At 60.8% G+C, this 23,436-nt stretch carries 20 protein-coding genes; 12 read left to right on the top strand and 8 right to left on the bottom strand.

The window, feature by feature from the left end; all coding sequences use genetic code 11:
• Positions 1 to 69: 69 nt before the first annotated feature.
• From AABM54_RS21135 to norR, 3 genes are all read right to left on the bottom strand, one after another.
• Positions 70 to 552 (bottom strand): N-acetyltransferase, encoded by a 483-nt coding sequence (locus AABM54_RS21135; RefSeq protein ID WP_347901924.1) that lies wholly within the window; start codon positions 550 to 552, stop codon positions 70 to 72.
• 3 nt (positions 553 to 555) lie between these two features.
• On the bottom strand, positions 556 to 1,458 hold the full coding sequence (locus tag AABM54_RS21130) for a chemotaxis protein (protein ID WP_347901923.1): 903 nt from the start codon (positions 1,456 to 1,458) through the stop codon (positions 556 to 558).
• A 179-nt stretch (positions 1,459 to 1,637) separates the two neighbouring features.
• Positions 1,638 to 3,194 (bottom strand): nitric oxide reductase transcriptional regulator NorR, encoded by a 1,557-nt coding sequence (gene norR, locus AABM54_RS21125; RefSeq protein WP_347901922.1) that lies wholly within the window; start codon positions 3,192 to 3,194, stop codon positions 1,638 to 1,640.
• 156 nt (positions 3,195 to 3,350) lie between these two features.
• Between norR and hmpA the strand changes: the two genes are divergently transcribed.
• From hmpA to cyoE, 8 genes are all read left to right on the top strand, one after another.
• The gene (hmpA, locus tag AABM54_RS21120; protein WP_347901921.1) at positions 3,351 to 4,532 is read left to right on the top strand and encodes an NO-inducible flavohemoprotein; all 1,182 of its coding nucleotides are present in this window, start codon (positions 3,351 to 3,353) and stop codon (positions 4,530 to 4,532) included.
• Positions 4,533 to 4,688: 156 nt separating this feature from the next.
• On the top strand, positions 4,689 to 5,246 hold the full coding sequence (locus AABM54_RS21115) for an ester cyclase (RefSeq protein WP_347901920.1): 558 nt from the start codon (positions 4,689 to 4,691) through the stop codon (positions 5,244 to 5,246).
• 25 nt (positions 5,247 to 5,271) lie between these two features.
• Entirely contained in the window at positions 5,272 to 5,781 is a 510-nt protein-coding gene (locus AABM54_RS21110; RefSeq protein WP_347901919.1) for a disulfide bond formation protein B, read from the top strand.
• An 812-nt stretch (positions 5,782 to 6,593) separates the two neighbouring features.
• Positions 6,594 to 7,544, top strand: coding sequence for a ubiquinol oxidase subunit II (gene cyoA / locus AABM54_RS21105; RefSeq protein ID WP_347901918.1), 951 nt, complete (start codon positions 6,594 to 6,596; stop codon positions 7,542 to 7,544).
• A gap of 3 nt (positions 7,545 to 7,547) precedes the next feature.
• Positions 7,548 to 9,572, top strand: a complete 2,025-nt coding sequence (gene cyoB, locus AABM54_RS21100) for a cytochrome o ubiquinol oxidase subunit I (protein ID WP_347901917.1) — start codon at positions 7,548 to 7,550, stop codon at positions 9,570 to 9,572.
• 3 nt (positions 9,573 to 9,575) lie between these two features.
• Positions 9,576 to 10,202, top strand: a complete 627-nt coding sequence (locus AABM54_RS21095) for a cytochrome o ubiquinol oxidase subunit III (RefSeq protein ID WP_347901915.1) — start codon at positions 9,576 to 9,578, stop codon at positions 10,200 to 10,202.
• Positions 10,203 to 10,550 (top strand): cytochrome o ubiquinol oxidase subunit IV, encoded by a 348-nt coding sequence (gene cyoD / locus AABM54_RS21090; RefSeq protein WP_347901914.1) that lies wholly within the window; start codon positions 10,203 to 10,205, stop codon positions 10,548 to 10,550.
• Positions 10,551 to 10,561: 11 nt separating this feature from the next.
• Complete coding sequence (gene cyoE, locus AABM54_RS21085; protein ID WP_347901913.1) at positions 10,562 to 11,449, top strand: heme o synthase; 888 nt, start codon at positions 10,562 to 10,564, stop codon at positions 11,447 to 11,449.
• A 752-nt stretch (positions 11,450 to 12,201) separates the two neighbouring features.
• Here cyoE and AABM54_RS21080 read toward each other — a convergent pair.
• From AABM54_RS21080 to AABM54_RS21060, 5 genes are all read right to left on the bottom strand, one after another.
• Complete coding sequence (locus AABM54_RS21080; RefSeq protein ID WP_347901912.1) at positions 12,202 to 12,480, bottom strand: DUF3077 domain-containing protein; 279 nt, start codon at positions 12,478 to 12,480, stop codon at positions 12,202 to 12,204.
• Between the two features lie 535 nt (positions 12,481 to 13,015).
• A complete protein-coding gene (locus AABM54_RS21075) occupies positions 13,016 to 13,720 on the bottom strand; it encodes a hypothetical protein (RefSeq protein ID WP_347901911.1) in 705 nt (234 codons plus the stop codon).
• Positions 13,721 to 13,864: 144 nt separating this feature from the next.
• Complete coding sequence (locus AABM54_RS21070; protein WP_347901909.1) at positions 13,865 to 14,377, bottom strand: hypothetical protein; 513 nt, start codon at positions 14,375 to 14,377, stop codon at positions 13,865 to 13,867.
• 119 nt (positions 14,378 to 14,496) lie between these two features.
• Positions 14,497 to 15,636 carry a fatty acid desaturase gene (locus tag AABM54_RS21065; protein ID WP_347901908.1) on the bottom strand — a complete coding sequence of 380 codons (1,140 nt, stop codon included), beginning with the start codon at positions 15,634 to 15,636 and terminating at the stop codon, positions 14,497 to 14,499.
• A 16-nt stretch (positions 15,637 to 15,652) separates the two neighbouring features.
• Complete coding sequence (locus AABM54_RS21060; RefSeq protein WP_347901907.1) at positions 15,653 to 17,122, bottom strand: amidase family protein; 1,470 nt, start codon at positions 17,120 to 17,122, stop codon at positions 15,653 to 15,655.
• A 345-nt stretch (positions 17,123 to 17,467) separates the two neighbouring features.
• Here AABM54_RS21060 and AABM54_RS21055 point away from each other — a divergent pair, with 345 nt between their 5' ends.
• From AABM54_RS21055 to AABM54_RS21040, 4 genes are all read left to right on the top strand, one after another.
• Positions 17,468 to 19,312, top strand: coding sequence for a fatty acyl-AMP ligase (locus AABM54_RS21055; protein WP_347901906.1), 1,845 nt, complete (start codon positions 17,468 to 17,470; stop codon positions 19,310 to 19,312).
• Positions 19,309 to 20,184, top strand: a complete 876-nt coding sequence (locus AABM54_RS21050) for a LuxR C-terminal-related transcriptional regulator (protein WP_347901904.1) — start codon at positions 19,309 to 19,311, stop codon at positions 20,182 to 20,184. Before AABM54_RS21055 ends, AABM54_RS21050 begins: the two co-directional genes overlap by 4 nt.
• A gap of 359 nt (positions 20,185 to 20,543) precedes the next feature.
• Positions 20,544 to 20,798 (top strand): acyl carrier protein, encoded by a 255-nt coding sequence (locus tag AABM54_RS21045; RefSeq protein WP_347901903.1) that lies wholly within the window; start codon positions 20,544 to 20,546, stop codon positions 20,796 to 20,798.
• A 3-nt stretch (positions 20,799 to 20,801) separates the two neighbouring features.
• Complete coding sequence (locus AABM54_RS21040) at positions 20,802 to 23,423, top strand: aminotransferase class III-fold pyridoxal phosphate-dependent enzyme (protein WP_347901902.1); 2,622 nt, start codon at positions 20,802 to 20,804, stop codon at positions 23,421 to 23,423.
• Positions 23,424 to 23,436 lie beyond the last annotated feature (13 nt).

The following is a 23,436-nucleotide window of genomic DNA, read 5'->3' as shown; positions in this document are numbered from 1 at the left end:
CCGGCTCCTACAGTTGATCTTCATAAGGCGCAAATTTTGTAGGCGCCGAGCGCGCTCGCGATGGCGGTGTCAGTCCGCAACGATTTCCCGGCGGACGACGCGCATCCCGGCGCTTTCATACAGCGCCCGGGCGCGATGGTTGTCTTCCAAAACCTTCAAGTCGACAAACCCTTCGCGCCGCTGTTGAAACGCATGGAACGCCTGCAGCAGCAGGGCACGTCCCAACCCTTGGCGCTGAGCGCGCGGGTGCACCACCAGGTTCTTGATGTAGGCGCTGGTCCAGCACTGAACCACGCCGACAATGCCCTGGGCATCGGTAGCGATGAAGCACAGCGCCGGGTCGTATTCGGCGTCGGATTCAAAGCGCTCGCGCCAGACATCGAGCGCCGGCACTCGGCCGCCACCCTGTTGATAACCCCGTTCCATCAGCCCATGAACCGCTTCGGCCGATGCCGGGCGGTAGTCGCTCAACCGGACGCCATCCGGCCAGACACTCGGCGGCACTCCCGATGATAGGTCGCGCCGCATAAGCAGGCAGTACGCGTCAGCCAAGGCTCAGTACCCTTGCTGGGCGACGGTTTTGGCGGCCTCGATCAGGCACTTGGTCAGCTCTGGCGAGGAGAACTTGGTCAGCACCGCGTTGGCCCCGGCCAAACGGGCTTTTTCGCTGTTCATCGCGCTGTCCAGCGAGGTGTGCAGCAGCACGTAGAGGTGGGAGAAGTCCGGTGTTTCGCGCAGGGTGCGGGTGAAGGCGTAGCCGTCCATTTCCGACATCTCGATGTCCGAGACAATCAGGTTGATCTGCTGGGCGGTGCCTTGCAGGTCCAGCAGGCAATCGATGGCTTCCTTGGCGCTGCGGGCGGTGTGGCATTGCAGGCCGAGGTTGCGCAGGGTGTGGACCGACTGTTGCAGCGCCACCTGGCTGTCATCGACTACCAGGATCTTGGCGTTGCCCAGCACTTCGGCGTCTTCCATGCTCAGCTCGGTCGGGGCCATTTCGATCTGCGCCGGGGCGATACCGTGGATGACTTTTTCGATGTCCAGTACTTGCACCAGTGTGCCGTCGACCTGGGTCACGCCCGTGATGTAGGAGCGCACGCCACCGGAGCCAAAGGGTGGCGGACGGATGTCGGTGGTCAGGCAGTGAACAATCTTGCTCACGGCTTGCACATGCAGGCCCTGTTTGGAGCGGCTCACGTCGGTGACGATCAGGCAGCCGCCATCCGGGTCGGCCAGGGGCATTTCGCCAATCGCCCGGCTGAGGTCGATCACCGACAGCGAGGCACCACGCAACGTGGCGATGCCTTTGACGTGCGGGTGCGACTCCGGCAGTTTGGTCAGGGGCGGGCAGGGGATGATTTCACTGACTTTCAGCAGGTTGATCGCCATCAGCTTGCCGCTGCGCAAGGTAAAGAGCAGAAGCGAAAGTGAGTCTGCGCGGGCTTTGTTGGAAGACATAAAAACCTTCTGTGGAAAAAGGTGATGGGCGATGACGGGATCGCCAACAACTATTGATGCCGGGTTATCGACTTGTCGGGGGCAGGCTTTAGGGTTATTGGCAGTCTGTGCGTCATACGCTGAACCTTGTGGCGAGGGAGCAAGCTCCCTCGCCACAGGGGACCGAGTTTGGCATGCGATCACTTCATGCCCAATCTTTTGGCCATCCTTCCAAGGTTCGCCCGATCCAAGCCTAGTTCACGGGCGGCGCTGGCCCAGTTGTTCTGGTGGCGTTCAAGACAAGCGGCGATCAACTGACGCTGGTAGTTTTCGGTGGCCTGGCGCAGGTCGCTGCCGACCTCAAGGGCCGGCGCTGCCATGGCGACAGACTGTTCGGGCGCGGCGTCGAGGGGCGTGTGGGGCAAATCCAGGTCTGCCGCGCTGAGGCTCAATATCTTCGGTCGTTCACGGCAATTGCCCAAGGCCTTCAAGGCGCTGCGGCCAATCAAGTGTTCCAGTTCGCGCACGTTGCCCGGCCAGCCGTAGGCCAGCAGCGCGGCCTGGGCATCGCTGTTCAGGCGCAGGCTGTTAAGGCCCATGCGCGAGCGGTTCTGTTCCAGAAAGTAACCGCTGAGCAGCAACACATCGCGGCCGCGATCCCGCAGGGCCGGCACCAGCAATGGATACACGCTGAGGCGATGGTAGAAGTCGGCGCGGTAGCGGCCGCTGCGTACCTCGAAGGCGAGGTCGCGGTTGGTCGCGGCGATCAGGCGCACGTCCACCTGATGTTCCTTGTCCGAACCGAGCCGCTGCAACTGACCGCTTTGCAGCACCCTCAGCAACTTGGCCTGAACCGTCAGGGACAATTCGCCGACTTCATCGAGAAACAGCGTGCCGCCATTGGCCAGTTCGAACTTGCCACGCCGGTCATTCATCGCCCCGGTGAACGCCCCGCGCACGTGGCCGAACAGTTCGCTTTCCACCAGCGTGTCCGGTAGTGCGGCGCAGTTGAGGCTGATGATCGGTTTTTCGGCGCGCGGGGACGCGGCGTGAATCGCTTGCGCCACCAACTCCTTGCCGACCCCGGTTTCGCCGGTGATCAGCACGGTCAGGTCGCTGCCGCCGACCAGGTTGATCTCTTCGACGAGGCGTTTGTGGGCCTTGCTCTGGCCGATCATTTCACGCTGCTGCTGGCCGCTGGCCTGGCGATAGACCTCGGCGCGCTGATGTTCGTCCTCGGCGCGAGTGGCTAGCCGTTCGATGCGCTCGGCGGCGTTGACCGTGGCGGCCGCGAGGCTGGCGAAGGCTTGCAGGGCGTCCAGTTCAATCGGTTCGAAGCGTTCCGGGTCCAGCGCATCGAGGGTCAACAAGCCCCACGGCCGCTCGTCGATGAACAGCGGGCAGCCCATGCAGTCGTGGACTTGCAGGTGTTCGTCGAGGCCATCGACCAGCCCGTCGTAAGGGTCCGGTAAATCACTGTCGCTGGGGAAGCGGGTCGGCCCGGGGCTGGCGAGCAGTGCGGCGAAGCGCGGGTGCTCGCTGACTTTGAAGCGCCGCCCGAGGGTGTCGGTGCTCAGGCCGTTGACGGCGAGCGGCACCAGCCACTCGCCATCGAGGCGCAACAGGGCGGCGGCGTCGCAAGGCAGCAGGGCGCGCAGGGCTTCGAGCAGGCGTCGGTAGCGTTCGCCTTCGGGCAATTCGCGCGAGAGGTCGGACACCAGCGGCAGCAGGGTGGTCAGCAGGGATTTTGCGGTCATATTGACTCCGTGTAGTCAGGGTGACTATAAAACAGCTTGGGTCTTAATGACTACGTGTTATTCAAGCTATTGATTTGTATAGATTAAATTGTTGGCATGGAAACTGATACGTATAGGGCAATCCACTAGAAACTCATTTGTTCAGGAGTGTTCCTTATGCTGAGTGCCCAAGACCGTGCCATCGTCAAATCCACCGTGCCGCTGCTTGAAAGCGGCGGGGAAGGGTTGATCACCCATTTCTACCGCATGATGCTCTCCGAATATCCGCAAGTGCGGGTGCTGTTCAATCAGGCGCACCAGGCCAGTGGCGATCAGCCGCGTGCCTTGGCCAACGGTGTGCTGATGTACGCCCGCCACATCGACCAACTCGATCAGTTGGGCGACCTGGTGGCGAAGATCATCAACAAGCACGTCGCGCTGCAAATCCTGCCGGAGCATTACCCGATTGTCGGCCACTGCCTGCTGCGGGCGATTGGCGAAGTGCTCGGTGAAGAAATCGCCACGCCGCAAGTGATCGCGGCCTGGGGCGCGGCCTATAACCAGTTGGCCGACATCCTGATCGGCGCCGAAACGGCGATCTACGACGAAAAAGCCGCGGCTGTCGGCGGCTGGCGCGGGGCGCGTGAGTTCAAACTGGCCGCGCGGGTGGAGGAGAGTTCTGAAATCACCTCGTTCTACTTCGAACCGGCCGATCATGGGCCGATCCTCGCCGCAGAACCGGGTCAGTACATCGGCCTGCAACTGTTTGTCGACGGTGAAGAGATTCGTCGCAACTACTCGTTGTCGTCCCTGGGCGACAACGGTCAGTACCGCATCAGCGTCAAGCGCGAGAACGGTGGTCGTGCCTCCAATTACCTGCACGACCAGTTCCAGGTGGGTGCGAGCATCATGCTGTTCCCGCCCTCGGGCGAGTTCACCCTGACCGCCAGCGACAAACCGCTGGTGCTGATCAGCGGCGGGGTGGGGATTACCCCGACCCTGGCAATGCTGGAAGCTGCGCTGGCCACCGAGCGGCCGGTGCACTTTATCCACTGCGCGCGCAACGGTGGGGTGCATGCCTTCCGTGATTGGGTCGATGGCCTGGCGGCACGTCATCCGCAGCTCAAGCGCTTCTATTGCTACGCCGAAGACGATGGCATCAGCCCGGCGGCGCACAAGGTCGGGATGCTGAGCCAGGAGCAACTGGCCGACTGGCTGCCGCAAGAGCGAGACCTGGACGCTTACTTCCTGGGGCCTAAAGGCTTCATGGCGGCAATCAAGCGCCACCTCAAGGCCCTCGGCGTACCAGAGAAACAGAGCCGTTACGAGTTCTTCGGCCCGGCTTCGGCGCTGGAGTGATTTTTGAAGGCTGCCCGGGAAACCGGGTCGCCTTTTTCGCGAGCAGTCCCGATTAGTAAAAATCCCTTAAAAGTTAATCCGCTCTTAACCGGTTTATCGTTTATTCCCCGATGCTGATGATAGGCGCTCGTTCGCAATCATGATCAGGATCACCCCATGTCGCAGCTCGTCATCTCCCGTCGTCTCTCCCTCGCCAGCCTCAGTCTGGCGGCTATGTTGCTCAGTTCCGTTGCCACGGCCGACAGCGCGTTACTCCAGCCGCAGACCCTGATCGTCGATCAGAGCCTGCCCCAGGCGCAGCGCGACTCGATGGTATTGGCGGCCCGGCGCTATGGCAGTTTCTGGAACAGCGGCGATGCGGCACTGGCCAAGGCAGCCTTGTCGGAACAGTTCATCGACAAGACCCCGCCCGAAGGCCGGGTGCAGGGGCCGGGCGGGCCTTTGCTGGCGTCGGCGTTCTTTCGCACGGCGGTGCCGGACCTGAGCTGCGAGATCGAGCAGATGATCGTGGCCGGCGACCGCGTGGTGGTGCATTTGCACTTTCGTGGACACTTCACGGGGCAGTTCAATGCGCTCAATGGTCATGGTCAGCGTGTAGACTTCCGGGCAACTGATATCTATCAGATCGACAACGGCCGCATTGCGGCCAACTGGCATATCGAAGACAACATCAGCTTGATGCAGCAGCTCAATACGCTGGCGCCTTCGAGCTGATCCACGTACGAAAAAGGGAAACGCGATGAGTGAGGAAATGATGCGGTTGGGACGTGAGCGGCGCTTCCTGGTGTTGTTGGGCATTATCTGCCTGGCGCTGATCGGGGGGGCGCTGTACATGCAAATCGTGCTGGGTGAGGCCCCTTGCCCGCTGTGCATCCTGCAACGTTATGCGTTGCTGCTGATTGCCATCAGCGCCTTCATTGGCGCAGCCATGCGCACCCGCCGCAGCATTACCGTATTCGAAGTGCTGGTGGTGATCTTCGCTCTCGCGGGGATGGGGGTGGCCGGGCATCACGTCTACACCCAGTTCTACCCGGCGGTCAGCTGTGGCATTGATGTGCTGCAACCGATTGTCGACAGCCTGCCGCTGGCCACGCTGTTCCCACTGGGCTTCCAGGTCGATGGCTTCTGCTCCACGCCGTATCCGCCGATCCTCGGTTTGTCCCTGGCGCAGTGGGCGCTGGTGGCGTTCGTGCTGATCGTGGTGCTGGTGCCGCTGCTGACCTCGCGCAACCGCAAGCACCTGCGCTGAGGCCATGGGCTCACCGCCCGGTGAGCCCAAAACGCCCCGGTCCTCCTTGAGAGGGCCGGGGCGTTTTGCATTTCAGTCGCGGTGTAAAAAGTCTGTGATGCGTAGCAATGAACGGTGCGATCCATGTGCGACATGTTGTCACAGGTGATGTGTCGCAAGTCATTTCAAGGTGACGGAAAGTTCCCTGGCCGAGCCTGAAAAATTCGTCACTGATCCGTCATTTGAAAGCCTCCCTGATCTGCCGCAGCAGGCAGTTTTAACAGGCTTCGGTGAAACGCCACAGCCCCTGTCGCAAGGGGTTTTGCGGGGGCGTGACGATGGCCTGACGGTGCGTGAACCTGTCTGAAGTGGGCGAAGTAGGCCTACATTTTTTGGGGTTCTTGTTGAGAATTAATCGCGATAAGATTCGAGACCTTTGCGAAATACGTTAATGATTGTTGCTGGATCCGATAAAAATTATTTCGGGATGAGTCATGGTTTATAAAACGTTACATATCTACAATCGCCCGCACTGAATTTCCGGCACTGCTCTTTCTTGAGCACGAGGGGCGGTCGAGGGGCGTTTTCAGCTCCATGCGACGCCAGGTGTCGGCGCCTTCCAATTATCCGCACCAAATGGAATTGGTCTGTAACAAGGCCTTTGACCACGAATTCGAATAAGAACTAACCGCTTGCCCAGGATGTGTCGATCGCCGTTTACGTGCGACGGGCAGGCCCTTATTCAATCCAAGAAAAATGCCAACCCTTGGCAGGGTGAAGTGTTGGCGATCAAAACCCAACTGCATTGCGCAAGCTGCTTTAGAGGTCGTGAGATGAGTAAAAACAGGTACCCCAGATTACTAGGCTTATTGCCGCTGCTCGGCACGTTGTTGCTGGGAGGCTGCAACATGACCTTGCTCGATCCCAAGGGGCAGGTGGGTCTGGATGAACGAAACCTGATCATCACCGCAACGCTGCTGATGCTCCTTGTCGTGGTGCCGGTCATCGTGATGACCTTCGCTTTCGCCTGGAAATACCGCGCCTCGAACACTGAGGCGACCTACGCACCTAAGTGGTCGCACTCCACCAAGATCGAAATCGCGGTGTGGGCTGTTCCGGTACTCATCATCATTGCCCTGGGTTACGTGACCTACAAGTCGACCCACGCACTGGACCCGTATCGTCCGCTGGAATCCGACGTCAAGCCGATCACCATCGAAGTGGTCTCCATGGACTGGAAGTGGCTGTTCATCTATCCCGAGCAAGGGATCGCCACCGTCAACAAGATCGTGTTCCCGGCCAATACGCCGATCAACTTCAAGGTGACTTCCGACACCGTGATGAACTCGTTCTTCATCCCGGGCCTGGGTGGCCAGATCTACGCGATGGCCGGCATGCAGACCAAGCTGCACCTGATCGCCAACCAGAACGCCGAGCTTGACGGGATCTCCGCCAACTACAGCGGTGCTGGCTTCACCGGCATGAAATTCAAAGCAATCGCAACGTCCCAGGCAGATTTCGATGCCTGGGTCAGTGACGTCAAGAAGTCACCTAAACAGCTTGAAAAGGCTGAATACGAAGCCCTTTCCAAACCAAGCCAGAACAACCCTGTAGAGCTCTACTCCTCGTTCACGCCGAACCTGTTCCAGATCATCCTCGACAAGTACGAGGGCATGAAACCGGGCAAGCCGATGCACCACGAGAAGAAAGAGCACGAAGTGGCCGGCGCCGGTATGGAAGGGATGGACATGAGTTCGCATTCAGCTGCCGGGGCAGAGGAGTAAACGATGTTTGGTAAATTAAGTTGGGAAGCGGTCCCGTTCCACGAGCCGATTGTGATGGTGACCATCGCCATGATCGCGCTCGGCGGTCTGGCGGTGTTCGCTGCAATCACCTATTTCAAGAAGTGGACCTACCTGTGGTCCGAGTGGCTGACCTCGGTCGACCACAAGAAAATCGGCGTGATGTACATCATCGTTGCCATGATCATGCTGCTGCGCGGTTTTGCCGACGCCATCATGATGCGCTCCCAGTTGGCCATGGCCACCGAAGGTTCGCCTGGCTACCTGCCACCTGAACACTATGACCAGATCTTCACCGCTCACGGTGTGATCATGATCATCTTCATGGCGATGCCATTCTTCACCGGCCTGATGAACCTCGTCGTGCCGCTGCAGATCGGCGCGCGTGACGTTGCCTACCCGTTCCTGAACTCCCTGAGCTTCTGGCTGCTGGTGTCCGGCGTGGTGCTGGTGAACGTGTCCCTGGGTGTCGGCGAATTCGCCCGTACCGGTTGGGTTGCGTATCCGCCGCTGTCGGAACTGGGCTACAGCCCTGGCGTGGGTGTGGACTACTACATCTGGGCACTGCAGCTATCGGGGCTAGGTACGACGCTGACGGGGGTCAACTTCCTGGCCACCGTGCTGAAAATGCGTACCCCGGGCATGAAAATGATGGACATGCCGATCTTCACCTGGACCTGCACCTGGGCCAACGTTCTGATCGTCGCTTCCTTCCCGATCCTGACCGCAACCCTGGCATTGCTGACGCTTGACCGTTACATGGATTTCCACATTTTCACCAATGAACTTGGTGGTAATCCGATGATGTACGTCAACCTGTTCTGGGCCTGGGGTCACCCCGAGGTCTACATCCTGATTCTGCCGGCGTTCGGGATCTTCTCCGAAGTCATCTCGACCTTCTCCGGCAAGCGTCTGTTCGGCCACCACTCGATGATCTACGCCTCGGGCGCGATCTCGATCCTGGGCTTCATGGTCTGGCTGCACCACTTCTTCACCATGGGTTCGGGGGCCAGCGTCAACGCCTTCTTCGGCCTGGCGACGATGCTGATTTCGATCCCGACGGGGGTGAAGCTATTCAACTGGCTGTTCACCATCTACCACGGTCGCCTGCGCTTCACCAGCCAGGTGCTGTGGACCCTGGGCTTCATGGTCACCTTCGCCATCGGCGGCATGACCGGCGTACTGCTGGCCATCCCGGGTGCTGACTTCGTGCTGCACAACAGCCTGTTCGTGATCGCTCACTTCCACAACGTGATCATCGGCGGCGCGGTATTCGGTTACATCGCAGGCTTCAGCTTCTACTTCCCTAAAGCGTTCGGCTTCAAGCTGCACGAAGGTTGGGGCAAGGCAGCGTTCTGGTTCTGGATCTCGGGCTTCTTCGTCGCGTTCATGCCGCTCTATGTACTGGGCTTCATGGGCATGACCCGTCGTCTGAACAGCACCACCAACCCTGAGTGGACGCCTTACCTGCACGTGGCCATGTTCGGTGCGGTCCTGATCGCCATCGGCATTGCCTGCCAGTTGATCCAGCTCTACGTGAGTATCCGTGATCGCAAGCAGAACATGTGCGAAGCCGGCGACCCGTGGAATGCCCACACGCTGGAATGGTCGACCTCCTCGCCACCACCGTTCTACAACTTCGCGGTACTGCCCAAAGCCGAAGGCATCGACCCGTTCACCGAGGCCAAGGAAAACGGTACGGCGTACCAGGCTCCAAGCCGCTATGAACCGATCCACATGCCAAACAACACCGCGACCGGTCTGGTCATGGGTGCTCTGTTGACCGTGTTCGGTTTCGCAATGATCTGGCACATCTGGTGGATGGCCATCGCGGGCCTTGTCGGGACCGTGGTGTACTTCGTGATCCACGCTGCACGTGATGACCAGGGCTACATGGTGCCGGTCGAGACAATCGAACGCATCGAAGCCGAGCAGCACCAGCGTCTGGTAGCGGCCAAAGCCATTCCGGCCACCGCCACCCGTGTTGAAACCTCGTTGGAACAGGCTTAAACCATGTCGAACTTAGTGACCCCTGTTGGACACGCCCATGGTCATGACCATGGGCACGATGACCATCACCACGACTCGGGCGAGATGACCGTATTCGGTTTCTGGCTCTACCTGATGACCGACTGCATTCTGTTTGCGTCGATCTTCGCGGTGTACGCGGTACTGGTTAACAACGTTGCGGGTGGCCCATCGGGCCACGACATCTTCGAACTGCCGTACGTGCTGGGCGAAACCGCCCTGCTGCTGTTCAGTTCGATCACCTACGGCTTCGCCATGCTGGCGTTGTTCAAGGGCAAGAAGAACCAGGTACTGGGCTGGTTGGCCATGACCTTCCTGTTCGGTGCCGGCTTCATCGGCATGGAGATCAACGAGTTCCACATGCTGATCTCCGAAGGCTACGGCCCTAGCCGCAGCGGCTTCCTGTCCGGGTTCTTCACCCTGGTCGGCACCCACGGTCTGCACGTGACCAGCGGCCTGATCTGGATGGCGATCATGATGTATCAGGTCCAGAAAAACGGCCTGACGGCGACCAACAAGACCCGTCTGAGCTGCCTGAGCCTGTTCTGGCACTTCCTGGACGTCGTGTGGATCTGCGTATTCACCGTTGTTTACCTGATGGGGACTCTGTAAATGGCTAACGCAGCTCACTCACACAATGGCCACGATAGCCACGACGCCGGCCACGGCAGCGTCAAGTCCTACGCCATCGGTTTCATCCTGTCGGTGATCCTCACCGTCATTCCTTTCGGCCTGGTGATGTACCCGACCCTGCCAAAAGACGTGACCCTGTGGATCGTACTGGCGTTCGCAGTGATCCAGGTGCTGGTGCACCTGGTGTACTTCCTGCACCTGGACCGCTCCGCTGCCCAGCGTAACAACGTGATTGCGTTCGTGTTCGCTGCGCTGGTGATCGTCCTGCTGGTCGGCCTGTCGCTGTGGATCATGTTCAGCATCCATCACGTCATGATGGCGCACTGAGGAAAGTCCGGATGTCCTTAAAGCACTTTATCCAAATCACCAAACCGGGGATCATTTTCGGTAACGTGCTTTCTGTGGCAGGCGGGTTTTTCCTGGCCTCGAAAGGGCATGTCGATCTGGCCATCTTCCTGGCGGCGATGATCGGCACGTCCCTGGTCGTGGCGTCGGGTTGCGTGTTCAACAACTGCATCGACCGCGACATCGACCTGAAGATGGAACGCACCAAGAACCGCGTGCTGGTGCAGGGCTTGATCTCCCTGAAACTGGCACTGGTTTATGCGACCGTCCTGGGTGTTGCCGGTGTGGCGCTGTTGTACCGCGTGGCGAATCCGTTGGCCGCGTTGTTCGCGGTGATCGGGTTTGTCATCTACGTCGGCTTCTACAGCCTGTACCTCAAGCGCAAGTCGGTTCACGGCACGCTGGTGGGCAGTCTGTCGGGCGCCATGCCGCCAGTGATTGGCTATGTCGCGGTCAGCAATAGCTTCGACATGGCCGCGCTGACGCTGCTGGTGATGTTCAGTTTGTGGCAGATGCCGCATTCCTATGCCATTGCGATCTTCCGCTTCAACGATTACCTGGCGGCATCGATTCCGGTGTTGCCGGTGAAGCGCGGGATTCAGGTGGCCAAGAAGCACATCCTGATCTACATCCTGGCGTTCCTGGTGGCGACGTTGATGCTGACGTTCAGCGGCTACGCTGGCATGAGCTATCTCGCTGTCGCGGCGGCCATGGGCATGTACTGGTTGTACATGGCGTGGACTGGCTATAAGGCGGTGGATGACACGGTCTGGGCACGCAAGCTGTTCGTGTTTTCGATTTTCACCATCACTGCGCTGAGCGTGATGATGTCGCTGGACTTCAAGGTGCCGAGTGAGTTGTTGCTGACTTACGCGCCTTAAGGTTTTTGCGGTTGTACGAAAAGCCTCGCCTTCGAGAGAAGCGCGGGGTTTTTTATTGCACTCGATTTACTTGTGGGAGTGAGCCTGCTCGCGATGGCGGCCTGATAGCCGACCATTCTCTTGCAGGTGTACATATCCGTTGCTGCGGTAACGGCCGCTTAGGGTTTCGCCCTGACGGCGACTCACTTTTCCAGACGCCGAAAAGTAAGCAAAAGGCTTCGCCCCAAGCGTACGGCACCTCGCCTAGGCTCGGCGTCCCCTCATTCCGGTGTCCATCAGGGGGCATCGCCTACGGTCTGCTGCGCGACGACCTCCTCTCGATGTGTCCGGCTGCGCCGTACGGCGCTGCGCGCCAACCCCCTGCTGAACACCTCCACTCGGCCTCCCGAAGGGGCGGTCAGGTCAAGGTCAACAGCGGCAGGCGAGCTAACGCTCGGCCTGTTGAGTGGTGGGGGGGCGCTACTTCATTGTGGGGGGGATCTGTAGGATCTGCCGAAGGCTGCGATCTTTTGATCTTGGCTTTTTTATTTTGATTTTTTCTGGTGGACCGTGTTGCCCCTTTCGCGAGCAAGCCCGCTCCCACATGGGCTCAGTGTCGTTCACAAAATGTGAGGCAACTCCGATCAAGTGTGGGAGCGGGCTTGCTCGCGAAGGCAGCACCCGGTGTATCAGGAAAATCGCTAATAGCCGTTTGAGCTGAGCGCCGAAATCTGCAAAGCCCCGCCTTCAAGAGAAGCGCGGGGCTTTTTCGTTCAGTTGTGCGGGTTGCCCTGTACGCCAAGCACCTTCACCACGTCATCGATCACCGCCTTACTCATCTCCTGCAAATAATGCGACGCCCAGGCATAGCGGTCCTTGCCGCGTTCCATCGCCGCATCTTCGGCCAGCAGTTTGGAGAGGTGGAGCAAGTCGGACACGTGGGATAAGGCTTCGTGGATCGAGACGCCGCTGTTGACGCGGAACAGGGCTTGGTCGGAATGGATGGAGAAGGGCGTGAGGCCGGCGGTTGTCAGGTCTTGGAGATTAGTCATGGGATACCTCCGAGAGTTGGGAGGTGATGACTAGCGGAGCAGAAGCGCGGACTTTGGACGGATCAATAGCGTGCATTAGCAATACTCCAGAAACAAAGTAGAGCGGCCACGTTCGTTATCAGGCGAATGGGTGGCAGCTGTGCGCAGGCTGATAAACCGGTATGCACGCGACCCGGCAGACCCGAAGGTCTCCCACGCACAGCCGCCATTGCACGAAAGTACAGGCATAAAAAACGCCGGCAATCGAGTTTTTTGGCGCTGGTGCGCGCGCATATTACCCGGGTTATCAGGCCCGGTCGCTAAATGGGCAGCGACGGTTTGAAGTTAGCTTGGGCAGGTTGGGCGAACAATCGTAGCGATGTAGTGGCTCGGGTACGATTTTTTGAGGTGTTGGCGAGGTGGGAGCGCCGCAGGGCGCGGTCGTGCGGGGAGGTGGCTCGGAAATGAACCAGATGTCCACAAGCAAGATTCAGAACGGTCCTACATTTGCTGATCGTTCCCAGCAGAGCGCGGGAACGATCAACCTCGTCAGCGGTTATTGCACAGCGATGCTGTAACCCTCAAACGCCGTCTGCTGTTGCAGCGCGGTGACGATGGCCTTGCGGGTGGCCGGTTGTTCGGCGCCGGTGTTGTCGAGGAACGTCTCGCTTTCCAGCTCCGCCTCATCGCCTTCACCCACGAAGACAAAACCGAGGAACTCGAACGCTTCGCGGTCCACATTCGGTTTGGAGCGTGGGGTGCGCAGTGGCAGGCTGACGCTCACGCCGTCCTTGCTGATGCTGAATACTTCGGCTTCTTTCTTGGCGCGGGCGGCCTTGCTCTTGCCGCTGCTCGGGTTGCTGATGGCTTGATGTGTCTGGTTCAGCACTTTCAGGGCCAGGCTGTAGACCAGTTCCTGGAAGGCCGGGTCATCCTTGTAGCTCGACAGAATCCGGCTGATCGAGAACTTGCTGCTCAGGTCTTCCAGGGCAGCGATATCGGCGGCCTCGGCGTCCTTGAGTTGCTTGAGTTCACCCATCAGTTCGTAGGCTTTGTCGTCGTCGAAGCGGTCGTGGGCCTGGCGAATCGCGGCGCGCAACTCACGGATCTGGTCGCTTTCTTTCGCGCTCTGGAACGCGTCGAGAACCATCTCGCTGATGGTTTTCGCCTGCGGCACATGCTGGGAAAGATGGATGGAGTTTTCGTACTCCGCTTTGGACGACAAGGTGACGACGGATTCAGCGATGTTGGAATCAGGCATTGAAATTTCACTACTTCTTTAAACAGAGTTTGAGACAGGAACAGCGTCGAGCATTTTTCAGGTCGCCTAATCTATTGGACCCACGCCGCATTGTCACGGCTGAACAGGCCAGCGGTGCATTTTGTACGCGTGGGGGCTTTCGGGTCAGAGGGCCGTGGCGGCGCGCCGGGCCTTGAGCGAGCGGAACAGGCGATAGAACTTCAATGACCGACCGCTGAAAATTCCGACGGCCAGACCCGCTGCGCCGGCCTTGAGCGTGAGCATTTCAAGGCTTGTGGCGTTCTCGGGGTGAACATCATTCTGATAACCGAAGTAGTAGTTCGCCACAAACAGCAGCAGGTAGAACACCAGGGTCTTCACCGTGCCGGGAACGATCAAGCCGTTTTCCGGATCGTCCAGTTCAACGCCTCGGGTGGAGAAAACAATCATCCCCAGCAGGCTGCCAAGCAGCAACGCGGCGATCCCGACGCCGATCAACAGCGTTGGGTCTGCTGAAAAGTCCAGGGCAAGCGCCGCCCAGGCCAGCAACACCAGCGGGCTGAAGATCAATGAGTTTTTGCTTTCCTGGGTGGGCGAACAGGCCTTGATGCCGTGGTAACCCAGAAACAGCAACACGAGATACGCCCAGAACGGCGTATTCAGCAGAATATCGAACATCGGTTATCCCCGAACAGCCAGGCCAGTGGGGATCGTATGTGCGCAGCAACGCGGCATTGTCAGCATCCTTGCAGGGCGCGACCGATGGCGTCGCGAAGGGCGCTGATAATGCCTGAACCTCACGCCTGTGTCTGTTGCCGGAACTCGGCAAACGACACCATGCATTGGCGTTTCGGGTCCCAGAGTTTCAGGTTCAGGCAGCGATAGATGTCGCGTGGGTGCAACGAGGTGCTGATTGGTGTACTCAGCGCCGGGATCGCCGCCATGGCCTCCGGCAGGCGATAGAACGCAATGCCCGGATTGGCGTGGTGCACATGGTGATAGCCGATGTTGGCGGTAAACCAGGCCATGACCGGGCCGGTGCGCATGTAGCTGGAAGAGAACACGGCCGTGGCGGCGTAGTCCCAGTGTTCGCGGTCGGGGTAACGCACGCCGGGAAAGTTGTGCTGGCAGTAGAACATGTACGCACCCAGCGCCGAGCCGCTGAGGCTGGGGATCAGCACCGAGTACAGCAGAATGTCCGGCGCCAGCACGGCCAGGGTGATGCCGGCGGCCAGGTTGAGGGTCAGCGCCAGCAATGACCAGAGCCGGTGCCGGGGTTGGGTGATCAGCGAGACCATGCAGATGCTGAAGAGGAAAATCGTCAACGAGGCCAGCGCGATCATCAGGGGGTGGCGGGCGATTCGGTAGCGCAGGCGTTTGCCGCGGCTGGCCCGGGCGTACTCGTCGGTCGAGAGCAGGGGGAAGGTCCCCAGGTCGGTGTGGGTCGACAGCAGCGGCAGCCGCCGTTCTTCGGCGCCGACGTATTGGCAGCTGTGCCCGTGGTGGTAGTCGTGGGACTGTTTCCACAGGGTCGGTGGCGCCATCAGCAGCAGGCCGAAGGTCTTGAAGAACCCGGCGGCGAAGCGCGAGTTCTGCAAGATCGCCCCGTGCATGTAGTCGTGATACAGCACGAACAGGCGCACCAGCGAAAGCCCCAGCAGCACGCCAAAACACGCACGCAACGGCCACCACAAGGGGCTGGCCGCCGCGGCGCCGAACAGGCCGATCACCAGCAGCGTCGAGTAGAAGTGCCACCAGCTCAGCCGCCGGTTTTCCACGGTGAAGGGCAGGGTCTGGCGGATCAGGTCGCGCCCGTAATGCGCCAGCGCTTCGCGGTTCAGCCCGTCGGTTGGCCAGGGCACGAAGGTGCCCGGGTCGACCGGTTGGGCGTGGTCACCGGGGTGCGGCGGGGAGGGCGACGTCTCGACTGCGCTCATGCTTGGTGCTCCAGGTTCATCCGGCGAGGGCTTCGCGGCTGAGGGGTTGTAAAAACAACGGGGGGCGGCGGTTCTTCCACGGTTGGGCGTGTTCCAGTTGGCCGGCCAGGCGCAACAGCAACGCTTCTTCGCCAACGCCCGCACTGAGCATCAGGCCAATCGGCAACCCTTCGGCATTCCAGTGCAACGGCAACGAGATCGCCGGTTGCCCGGAGGCGTTGTGAATGGCGGTGAACGGGCTGTAGTCGAGCATCGGCGAATAGACTTTTTCCACGTCCGATTGCTGCACATCGACCACGCCGTTACGCAAGGGTGGGGCGGCCAGGGTCGGGGTCAGCCAGCAATCGTAGGTCTGGTGGAAGCGGGCCATTTCCCGGCCGGCCTGTTGCAGCACCAGTTCGGACATCTGGTAGTCGACTGCGCTCATCCCCAGCCCACGCTGGTGCACGCCTTGGGTAAAGCCTTCCAGTTCACCCGGCCGCGGGCCGCGGCCCAGTTGCAGGCTCATCAGTTCGACGGCGAAGGCAATCCCGGAAAACCACAGCGCACTGAACGCGTCGACGAAACTCGCTTGATCAATCTGCGGCGAGGCTTCTTCGACCTCATGCCCCAGGGACAGCAACAGCTTGGCCGTGTGTTCCACCGCCGCGACGCAATCGGCGTGCAGCGGTCGCCCGGCCGGGTCGACTCGGGAGAAGGCGATGCGCAGGCGTCCGGGTTCAATCGACAGTTGCTGCAAGAAGCTGCCGTGCATGGTCGGCGCACGGTATGGGTCGCCGGGGACCATGCCGTGGGTGGCGTCGAGGATGGCGGCGCTGTCACGCACTGAGCGGGTCAGCACATGCTCGTCGAGCAGGCCACTGAGCAATTCACCGAAGTCCGGCGCCAGGGAGTTGCGCGCGCGGGTCGGTTTTAACCCGACCAGCCCGCAGCACGACGCCGGGATGCGGATCGAGCCACCGCCGTCGTTGCCGTGGGCCGCCGGCACCATGCCGGTGGCGACGGCCGCCGCCGCGCCACCGCTGGAGCCGCCGGTCGAGTATTCGAGGTTCCACGGGTTACGCGCGGCGCCATAGAAGGCGCCTTCGGTGGTCGGCAAGATGCCGAACTCCGGGGCGTTGGTTTTGCCGACGAACACCAGGCCGGCCTGCCGAAACCGGCTGACCAATTCACAATCCTGTGGCATCACGCGTTCACACAGCATACGAGAGGCGAGTGTCGAGGGCAGGCCCTGGCAATCGCCGAGGATGTCCTTGAGCAAGAACGGCACACCGTGCAATGGCCCGCTTGGCGTCGCCAGGTCTTGTGCCGCCGCCATGTCGCGGGCCAGGTCATAGGCTTTGAACACCACGGCATTGACTGCCGGGTTAAAGGCTTCGATCCGTCGAATTGCTTCTTCTGTCAATTCGGAGGGCAACACTTCCTTGTTTCTGACCAACTCGGCCAGGCCTACGGCATCGAATTCAGCGTACTCGGTAAAAGACATCCCTTTCTCTCCTGTTGCGCTCGATTTCAGGTCGGCCAGGACGTTTTTGTCGCGCTGCCGCGTCTCATGACACAGCGCGCAATACATGCTCGGCTGACGGATGTGCCTTGTTGTCAGTACGACGTGACTCAGGCGAGAAGCATCTGGCGCACAGCAGCGATCGCCGGGCGCGCCACACACCCGAAATCGACTATGCGCCGAAGGCCAGAATTGCGGGTATACGCCGTTCGGAGTATTAACTTCGGCGGCCCGGTCCCAGAGGATGAACAGGCGTAAAGGATGCGGAACGCCCTGATTCAGGGCGTTCCGGGAGTTTGGCTAAGTATGGCTGCCTGGATAAAAACAATGACTACGAACGACCACGACCGCGACGTTCCGTATGTGAATTTTTCGGAATGTCTACAGCACCACGCACGAACGATCCCCCATCACCTGGCGTATCGTTTTCTGCAAAACGGCCGCGATGAAGAAATACTGATCAGCTTTGCTGAACTGGACACGGCTGCACGCGCAGCCGCGGCGACCCTGCAACGTCATTGTGTGGTCGGCGACCGGGTCCTGATATTGCTCAGGCCTGGCCTCGACTATGTAACGGGCTTTATGGCTTGCCTGTATGCCGGGCTGGTGGCGGTTCCGGCTTATCCACCGGGTGCGAGCAAAACCCTGGACCGGCTCGACGGGATCATCAATGACTGCCAACCGGCAGCCGCATTGGCGACGGCCGAGGATGCCCCGACCATCCGCGCCCGGCTTGAACAAGCCACATCATCGGCGCTGGTGCTGGACATCTCGGCGCTCGATCAGACGATCGCGACGCAATGGCGCCCGGTGGCGGTGTCGCGTGGCGACCTGGCGTTTCTGCAATACACTTCCGGCTCCACCGGCACGCCCAAAGGGGTGACGGTGACGCACGGAAACCTGATTCACAACTCGCGCAGCATGAGCCGTGGCTTCCTGACTCATCAGGGCAGCCACCTGGTGAGCTGGTTGCCGCCTTATCACGACATGGGGCTGATCGGTGGCATCCTGCAGTCGTTGTTCGTGGGCTTCTCATCAACGTTGCTGGCGCCGATTCACTTTCTGCAACGGCCGTTGCGCTGGTTGCAAGCGATCAGTAAATACCGTGGCACGGTGAGCGGTGGACCGAACTTTGCGTATGAATTGTGCCTGCGCAAAATCAAGGACGAGGAGCTGGCCGGGCTCGACCTGAGTTGCTGGGAAGTGGCGTTCAACGGTGCCGAGCATGTGCGGGCGCAGACCATTGACGCCTTTCATCAGCGCTTTGCACAGTGCGGTTTTCCGCGCACGGCTGCGTTCCCTTGCTATGGGCTGGCCGAAGGCACGCTGATGGTCAGCGCCGCCGGCACGGTGCGTGAGCCGTTGATTCGACCCTTTCATGCCGCCATGCTGGAGGACAACCGCGCCGAGCCGTTCACCAGCGAGCGGCCCCAGGATGCACGGGTTCGTAACCTGGTCAGTTGTGGCCGGGGGATTCCCGGCAGTGAGCCGTTCATCTGTGATCCGGCCACCGAGCAACGCCTTGAAGAAGGCCAGGTCGGGGAGATTTGCATTGTGGGTGACAGCGTCGCCAGTGGTTACTGGCAGCGCCCCGACAGTACCGCCGCAGCGTTCCGTGATGCACTGCCCGAGCAGACCCCATGGCCACGTTTTTTCCGCACCGGCGACCTGGGCTTTTTGCTCGACGGCGAACTGTTTGTCACCGGACGTCTCAAGGACCTGATTATCGTTAACGGCGTAAACCATCACCCCGGTGATATTGAAAACACGGTGCTGCGTACCCACGACAGTTTCCGGCCCGATGGCAGCGCAGCATTCAGCGTAGAGCTGGGCAATACTGAGCAGGTGGTGATCGTCCAGGAGATCGAGCGCCGCGCCCTGAAGTCTCTCGATGTGCCGGCGTTGTTCGCCGACCTCAAGACGCGTCTTTGGCAACAGCATCAACTGGCTCGGCCGATCCTGGTCCTGGTGTTTGGCGGCACCTTGCCGCGGACCTCCAGTGGCAAGATCAAGCGTCAGGAGTGTCGCAAGGTTTTCCAACCGTGGCTGACGCGCTCCGCTACTGTGCAGGAACCGGGCGGTGTGGTCTGGGACAAGTCGATCGTGGCCGTGGACAGTAACGGGCAGATCGTCTTCGATATCACGCTCGCCAGTCAGGTCCTGGAGGTATGACCAGCGTATGGATTGGCCCGGCGCATGCCCATAAACCTGCGGCGTTGCTGTTTGCCCCGCCGAGCTTTGGAGAACCGCGCATCGAGCTCAGTAGTCGCCCGCGCGGTGTGCTCGCGTTGCCCCCCACGGACAGCCAGCAGCGCTTGCAGCTGACCGGGGTGCTCAACTCGATCACTTCGTCGCGGACCATCGCTGACCTGAAGGTGCAGACACAACTGGCGCTGCCGCAGATCATGCCGTGCGAAAGCTTTGTCTTCGCCAGCGGCAGGATCCGTGGCCACCGGGTGTTCATTTCGCACCTGATCTACCCCGACAACGTCAGCGAGGCATTCGTCCAGGCGATTGTCGGGCGTGACGGCATGGTGCCGCCGATGGACATCGACCCGGTCGAACATTGCGGCCGGCCAAGGTTCACCTCGCTGGACCGTCTGGACAGTCCGATCGACCGGGTCTGGGCCAATATCTTCCGGGCTCACGGCATTCGCAACCTGGGGTGGACCTTCCTCCCCGGGCTGCACCGCAACACCTTTACCGGCTACTTCTTCCACAACATTTCGCCGGTGGTCGCCCACGAAAGCAAGATGCGCATGATGGTCTTCGCACCGTACCTGCACATCGCCCTGAACCGGGCCCTGGGCAGCAAACTGCTGCGTCATCAGCAAAGCCGCGATCCGCATCAGCAGTTGATTTCGATCCTCTCCAACCGGGAGGCCGAGATCGCACGCTGGGTGTCCCGTGGCAAGACCAATTGGGAAATCGGGCAGATCCTGGGGATCAGCGACAAAACCGTGAAAACCCACATGCAGAACATCTTTTTCAAGCTCGAAGCCTCGAGCCGGGCCCAGGTCGCCGCGCTGTTTTCTGACGAATAAGCCGTTGTTGTCACCCCTTCGATACACCCTGTAACGGTTAGCGCTGACGGGTTCAGCGCTATGAGCGGCATGGCCGTGCCTGTTCACTTCATTTCCCTGCGTTATGCCCAGAGTCTCGGCCTCGGTCTGCGGCTGCGTGTCGCCTGCCAATCGCGGCGTCGTTGTCCCGTTGGTTACTCCGTACGGAGTATTGAGAGCAGAGGCCCGTGCGCCGAGCATTGGGGCGTAGGAACGGTGCTGCCCGAGCGGGCAGTTATCCACTCACGCGCTTGCAGCATGGTGCCGATCAGCGAGTACGGCGAACCTCTCGCGGGTCATTGGCACGGCACAGGGAGCGAAAAACATGCATGGAGGCGAATGTGCACATTGATGAAATTACCGACGCAGTCACCCAGACCCTGGCGACGTTGCTCGAAGTCGATTCGGCAGGTCTGGATGTCGAGCGCTCGTTCCATGAAATGGGGGTCGACTCGGTGCTGATCGTCGGCATGTCGGCCGAGTTCGAGGACCGTTTCGGGGTCTCTCTGGACCCCGAGCTGGGTTACCTGCACGACACCGTGCGCAAGATCAGCCAGCACTTGTACGGCGTTATCAACCAGGCGAGAGCGAACTAAGCCATGACCCTTTCACTGCTCAACATTACCCGTCAGGAACTGTTGGATTTCGTCGGCCTCAACGAGACCGTGGTCAATGCCCGTGGCACCCGCATCGAGACCGCCAGCGGCCAGACCCTGATCGACTTCGTCGGCCAGTTCGGCGCGGTGCCGTTCGGTTATGCGGCGCCGTCGATGGTCGCAGCGGCCAATGCCTTTCTGGCTTCCGGGAAGCCGAGCCTGATCCAGCCACTGCTCAACCCGGACGCCGAAGAACTGGCCCGGCGCCTGATCGAACTGGCGCCCGGCAACTACTCGAAAGTCACCTTCACCACCAGCGGCGCTGAGGCCGTGGAAGCGGCGATCAAACTGGCCCGCGCGGCGACCAACCGTGAGTTGATCGTCGGCACGTTCAGCGGCTTTCACGGCAAGACCCAGGGCGCGGTAGGCGTAACCGGCAAGGCCTCCTATCGCGATCCGTTCCACCTGCGCTCCGACGGTTTTGCCCATGTGCCTTACGGCGATCTCGGGGCGCTGGAAGCTGCGCTCAAAGACAAACGCGCCGCTGCGTTTTTCATCGAGGCCATACAGGGCGAGGCGGGGATGATTACGCCACCGGGCGGCTACTTGCTCGCGGCGCAGAACATGTGCCGGCAGTACGGCACGCTGTTCGTGCTTGACGAAGTGCAGACCGGACTGGGCCGCACGGGTGAGTTGTTCGCCGCGTCGGCCGAGGGCTTGAGCCCGGACGTGATGCTGCTGGCCAAGGCCCTGGGCGGCGGCCTGGTGGCCATCGGTGCGTGCATTTATGGCGAGCAATGCTGGACCCGCGACTTCGACCGTCATCACAGTTCGACCTTCGCCGTGAACGGCTTTAGCGCGGCCATCGGCCTGGCGGTGCTCGACCAGCTCACCGCGAAGGACGGCGCGTTGGTCAAGCAGGCGGCGAAACAGGGCGCCTACTTGCATGAAGGGCTCACGGCGCTGGTGCAGCGTTATCCCGAGGTGTTCGAAAGCCTCGACGGACGCGGGTTGATGCTCGGCCTGAAATTCCGGCGCTGGAGCGGCGAGCGCTTGTACACCTTGTCCCTGGCCAGTGCTTTTGGCGCGTTGGTGCCGATCGTCTGTGGCTACCTGAAAACCCGGCATGGGGTCTATTGCCTGCCCACGCTCACCGAAGGCAACGTGCTGCGGATTCAACCGCCGCTGACCGTCACCCGGCCCGACATCGATGTACTGCTCGAAGGTTTGCGCTCGGTGGCCGAGCTGGTGATGCAGCATCAGCAGCATCGCTTGATCCTCGAGGCCCACGGTTTTGCCGCCGCGCCGCAGCCGCTGGTGAACTGGCCGCAACCGGTGGCCGGTAAACCTCGCGTCGACAGCGGCAAATGCCTGGGGCGCTTTGCGTTCCTGCTGCACCCGACCACCGCCGAAAGCGTCAACGGCGACAGTGTCGTCGAGGGCCTGGGCCTGGCGGGCGAGGAAAAAGCCTTTATTCAGGACTGGCTCAACGAGTTCTCCGAGTGGGCCAAACCCGATCTCGACACCGGCGTCTCGTTCCATGCACGGCGCCTCTACAACCTGGCCGGTGATTACGTCGAAGGCTGGTTGGTGGGCAGCCTGTTGCAACCTCGGGACCTGATGCGCCTGAGCCTGGGCAAACGTCGCAAGTTACTGGGCAATTACCTGGAAAGCGTCGGCAAACTCAACGTCGATTTCGTCGGCCTCGGCGCCTACACCTCGGTGATTTCCAATGCTGGCGAAGACATGCTCAACGAGCGTTTCCACACCACCACCGGCAACAGCCTGACGGCAATGGTGGGGGTCGATGCCTTGCTCACCACCTGCGCCAACCGTGGCACGCCGTTGGCCAAGCGCTTGACCGGCGTCATCGGTGCCTACGGTTCGGTGGGGCGCCTGGCGAGCCTGCGCCTGGGCAAGTTCTGCGAACACCTGGTGTTGCTCGGCAATGCCGCCAACCGGGGCGCGATGGATGAACTGCGGCGCGTGGGTGGCGAGTTGTACCGCGATGCACTGCTGGCGATTCAGCAAGGGCACAGCAGCGGCATCGCCAAAAGCCTGGTGCAACTGTTGCCGAGCCTGGCGAGTGTCGAGCATCTGCTCGACCGGGATTTCACCGACGACGAGCAACTGCGTGCGCTGTTCGATGTGGTCGACGGGTTGGCCCGGGAAAAACCCAACATGCAGCCGCCGCTGGTGATTACCGCGGACCTCGCGGTCTGGTTGCCACGCCTGGAAACCGTGCTCTCGGCGACCTCCAACGGCTCGGCATTCATCGACCCGGCCGTGCTGCACCCCAACGCGATTCTGTGCGATTGCGCGCAGCCGCCAGACATCGGCCCGGCCGCCCTGGCCTTGCGTCCGGACGTCACGGTGATCGAGGGCGGGCTGATCAATCTGCCCGAGCGCAGTTACCGCTTCGGCCAGCAGAACCTCACCTGCCTGCCGACCGGCGTGACCTTCAGCTGCCTCGCCGAAACGATTGTCCTGACCATGGCCGGTGCGCAGCGTGACTACAGCATTGGCAAACGGCCGCCGCTGGAAGACGCCGAAGCGATCTTCGACCTGGCCCGCAGTTTCGGTTTTGCGCCGGCCATCGAGCTGTCGATCGAGAAGGCCGGTTAACCCCTTTACCCCG

This window comes from Pseudomonas purpurea (genome assembly GCF_039908635.1).
Taxonomy (GTDB): Bacteria; Pseudomonadota; Gammaproteobacteria; order Pseudomonadales; family Pseudomonadaceae; genus Aquipseudomonas; species Aquipseudomonas purpurea.
This window is presented reverse-complemented; position numbering and strand designations above follow the sequence as displayed.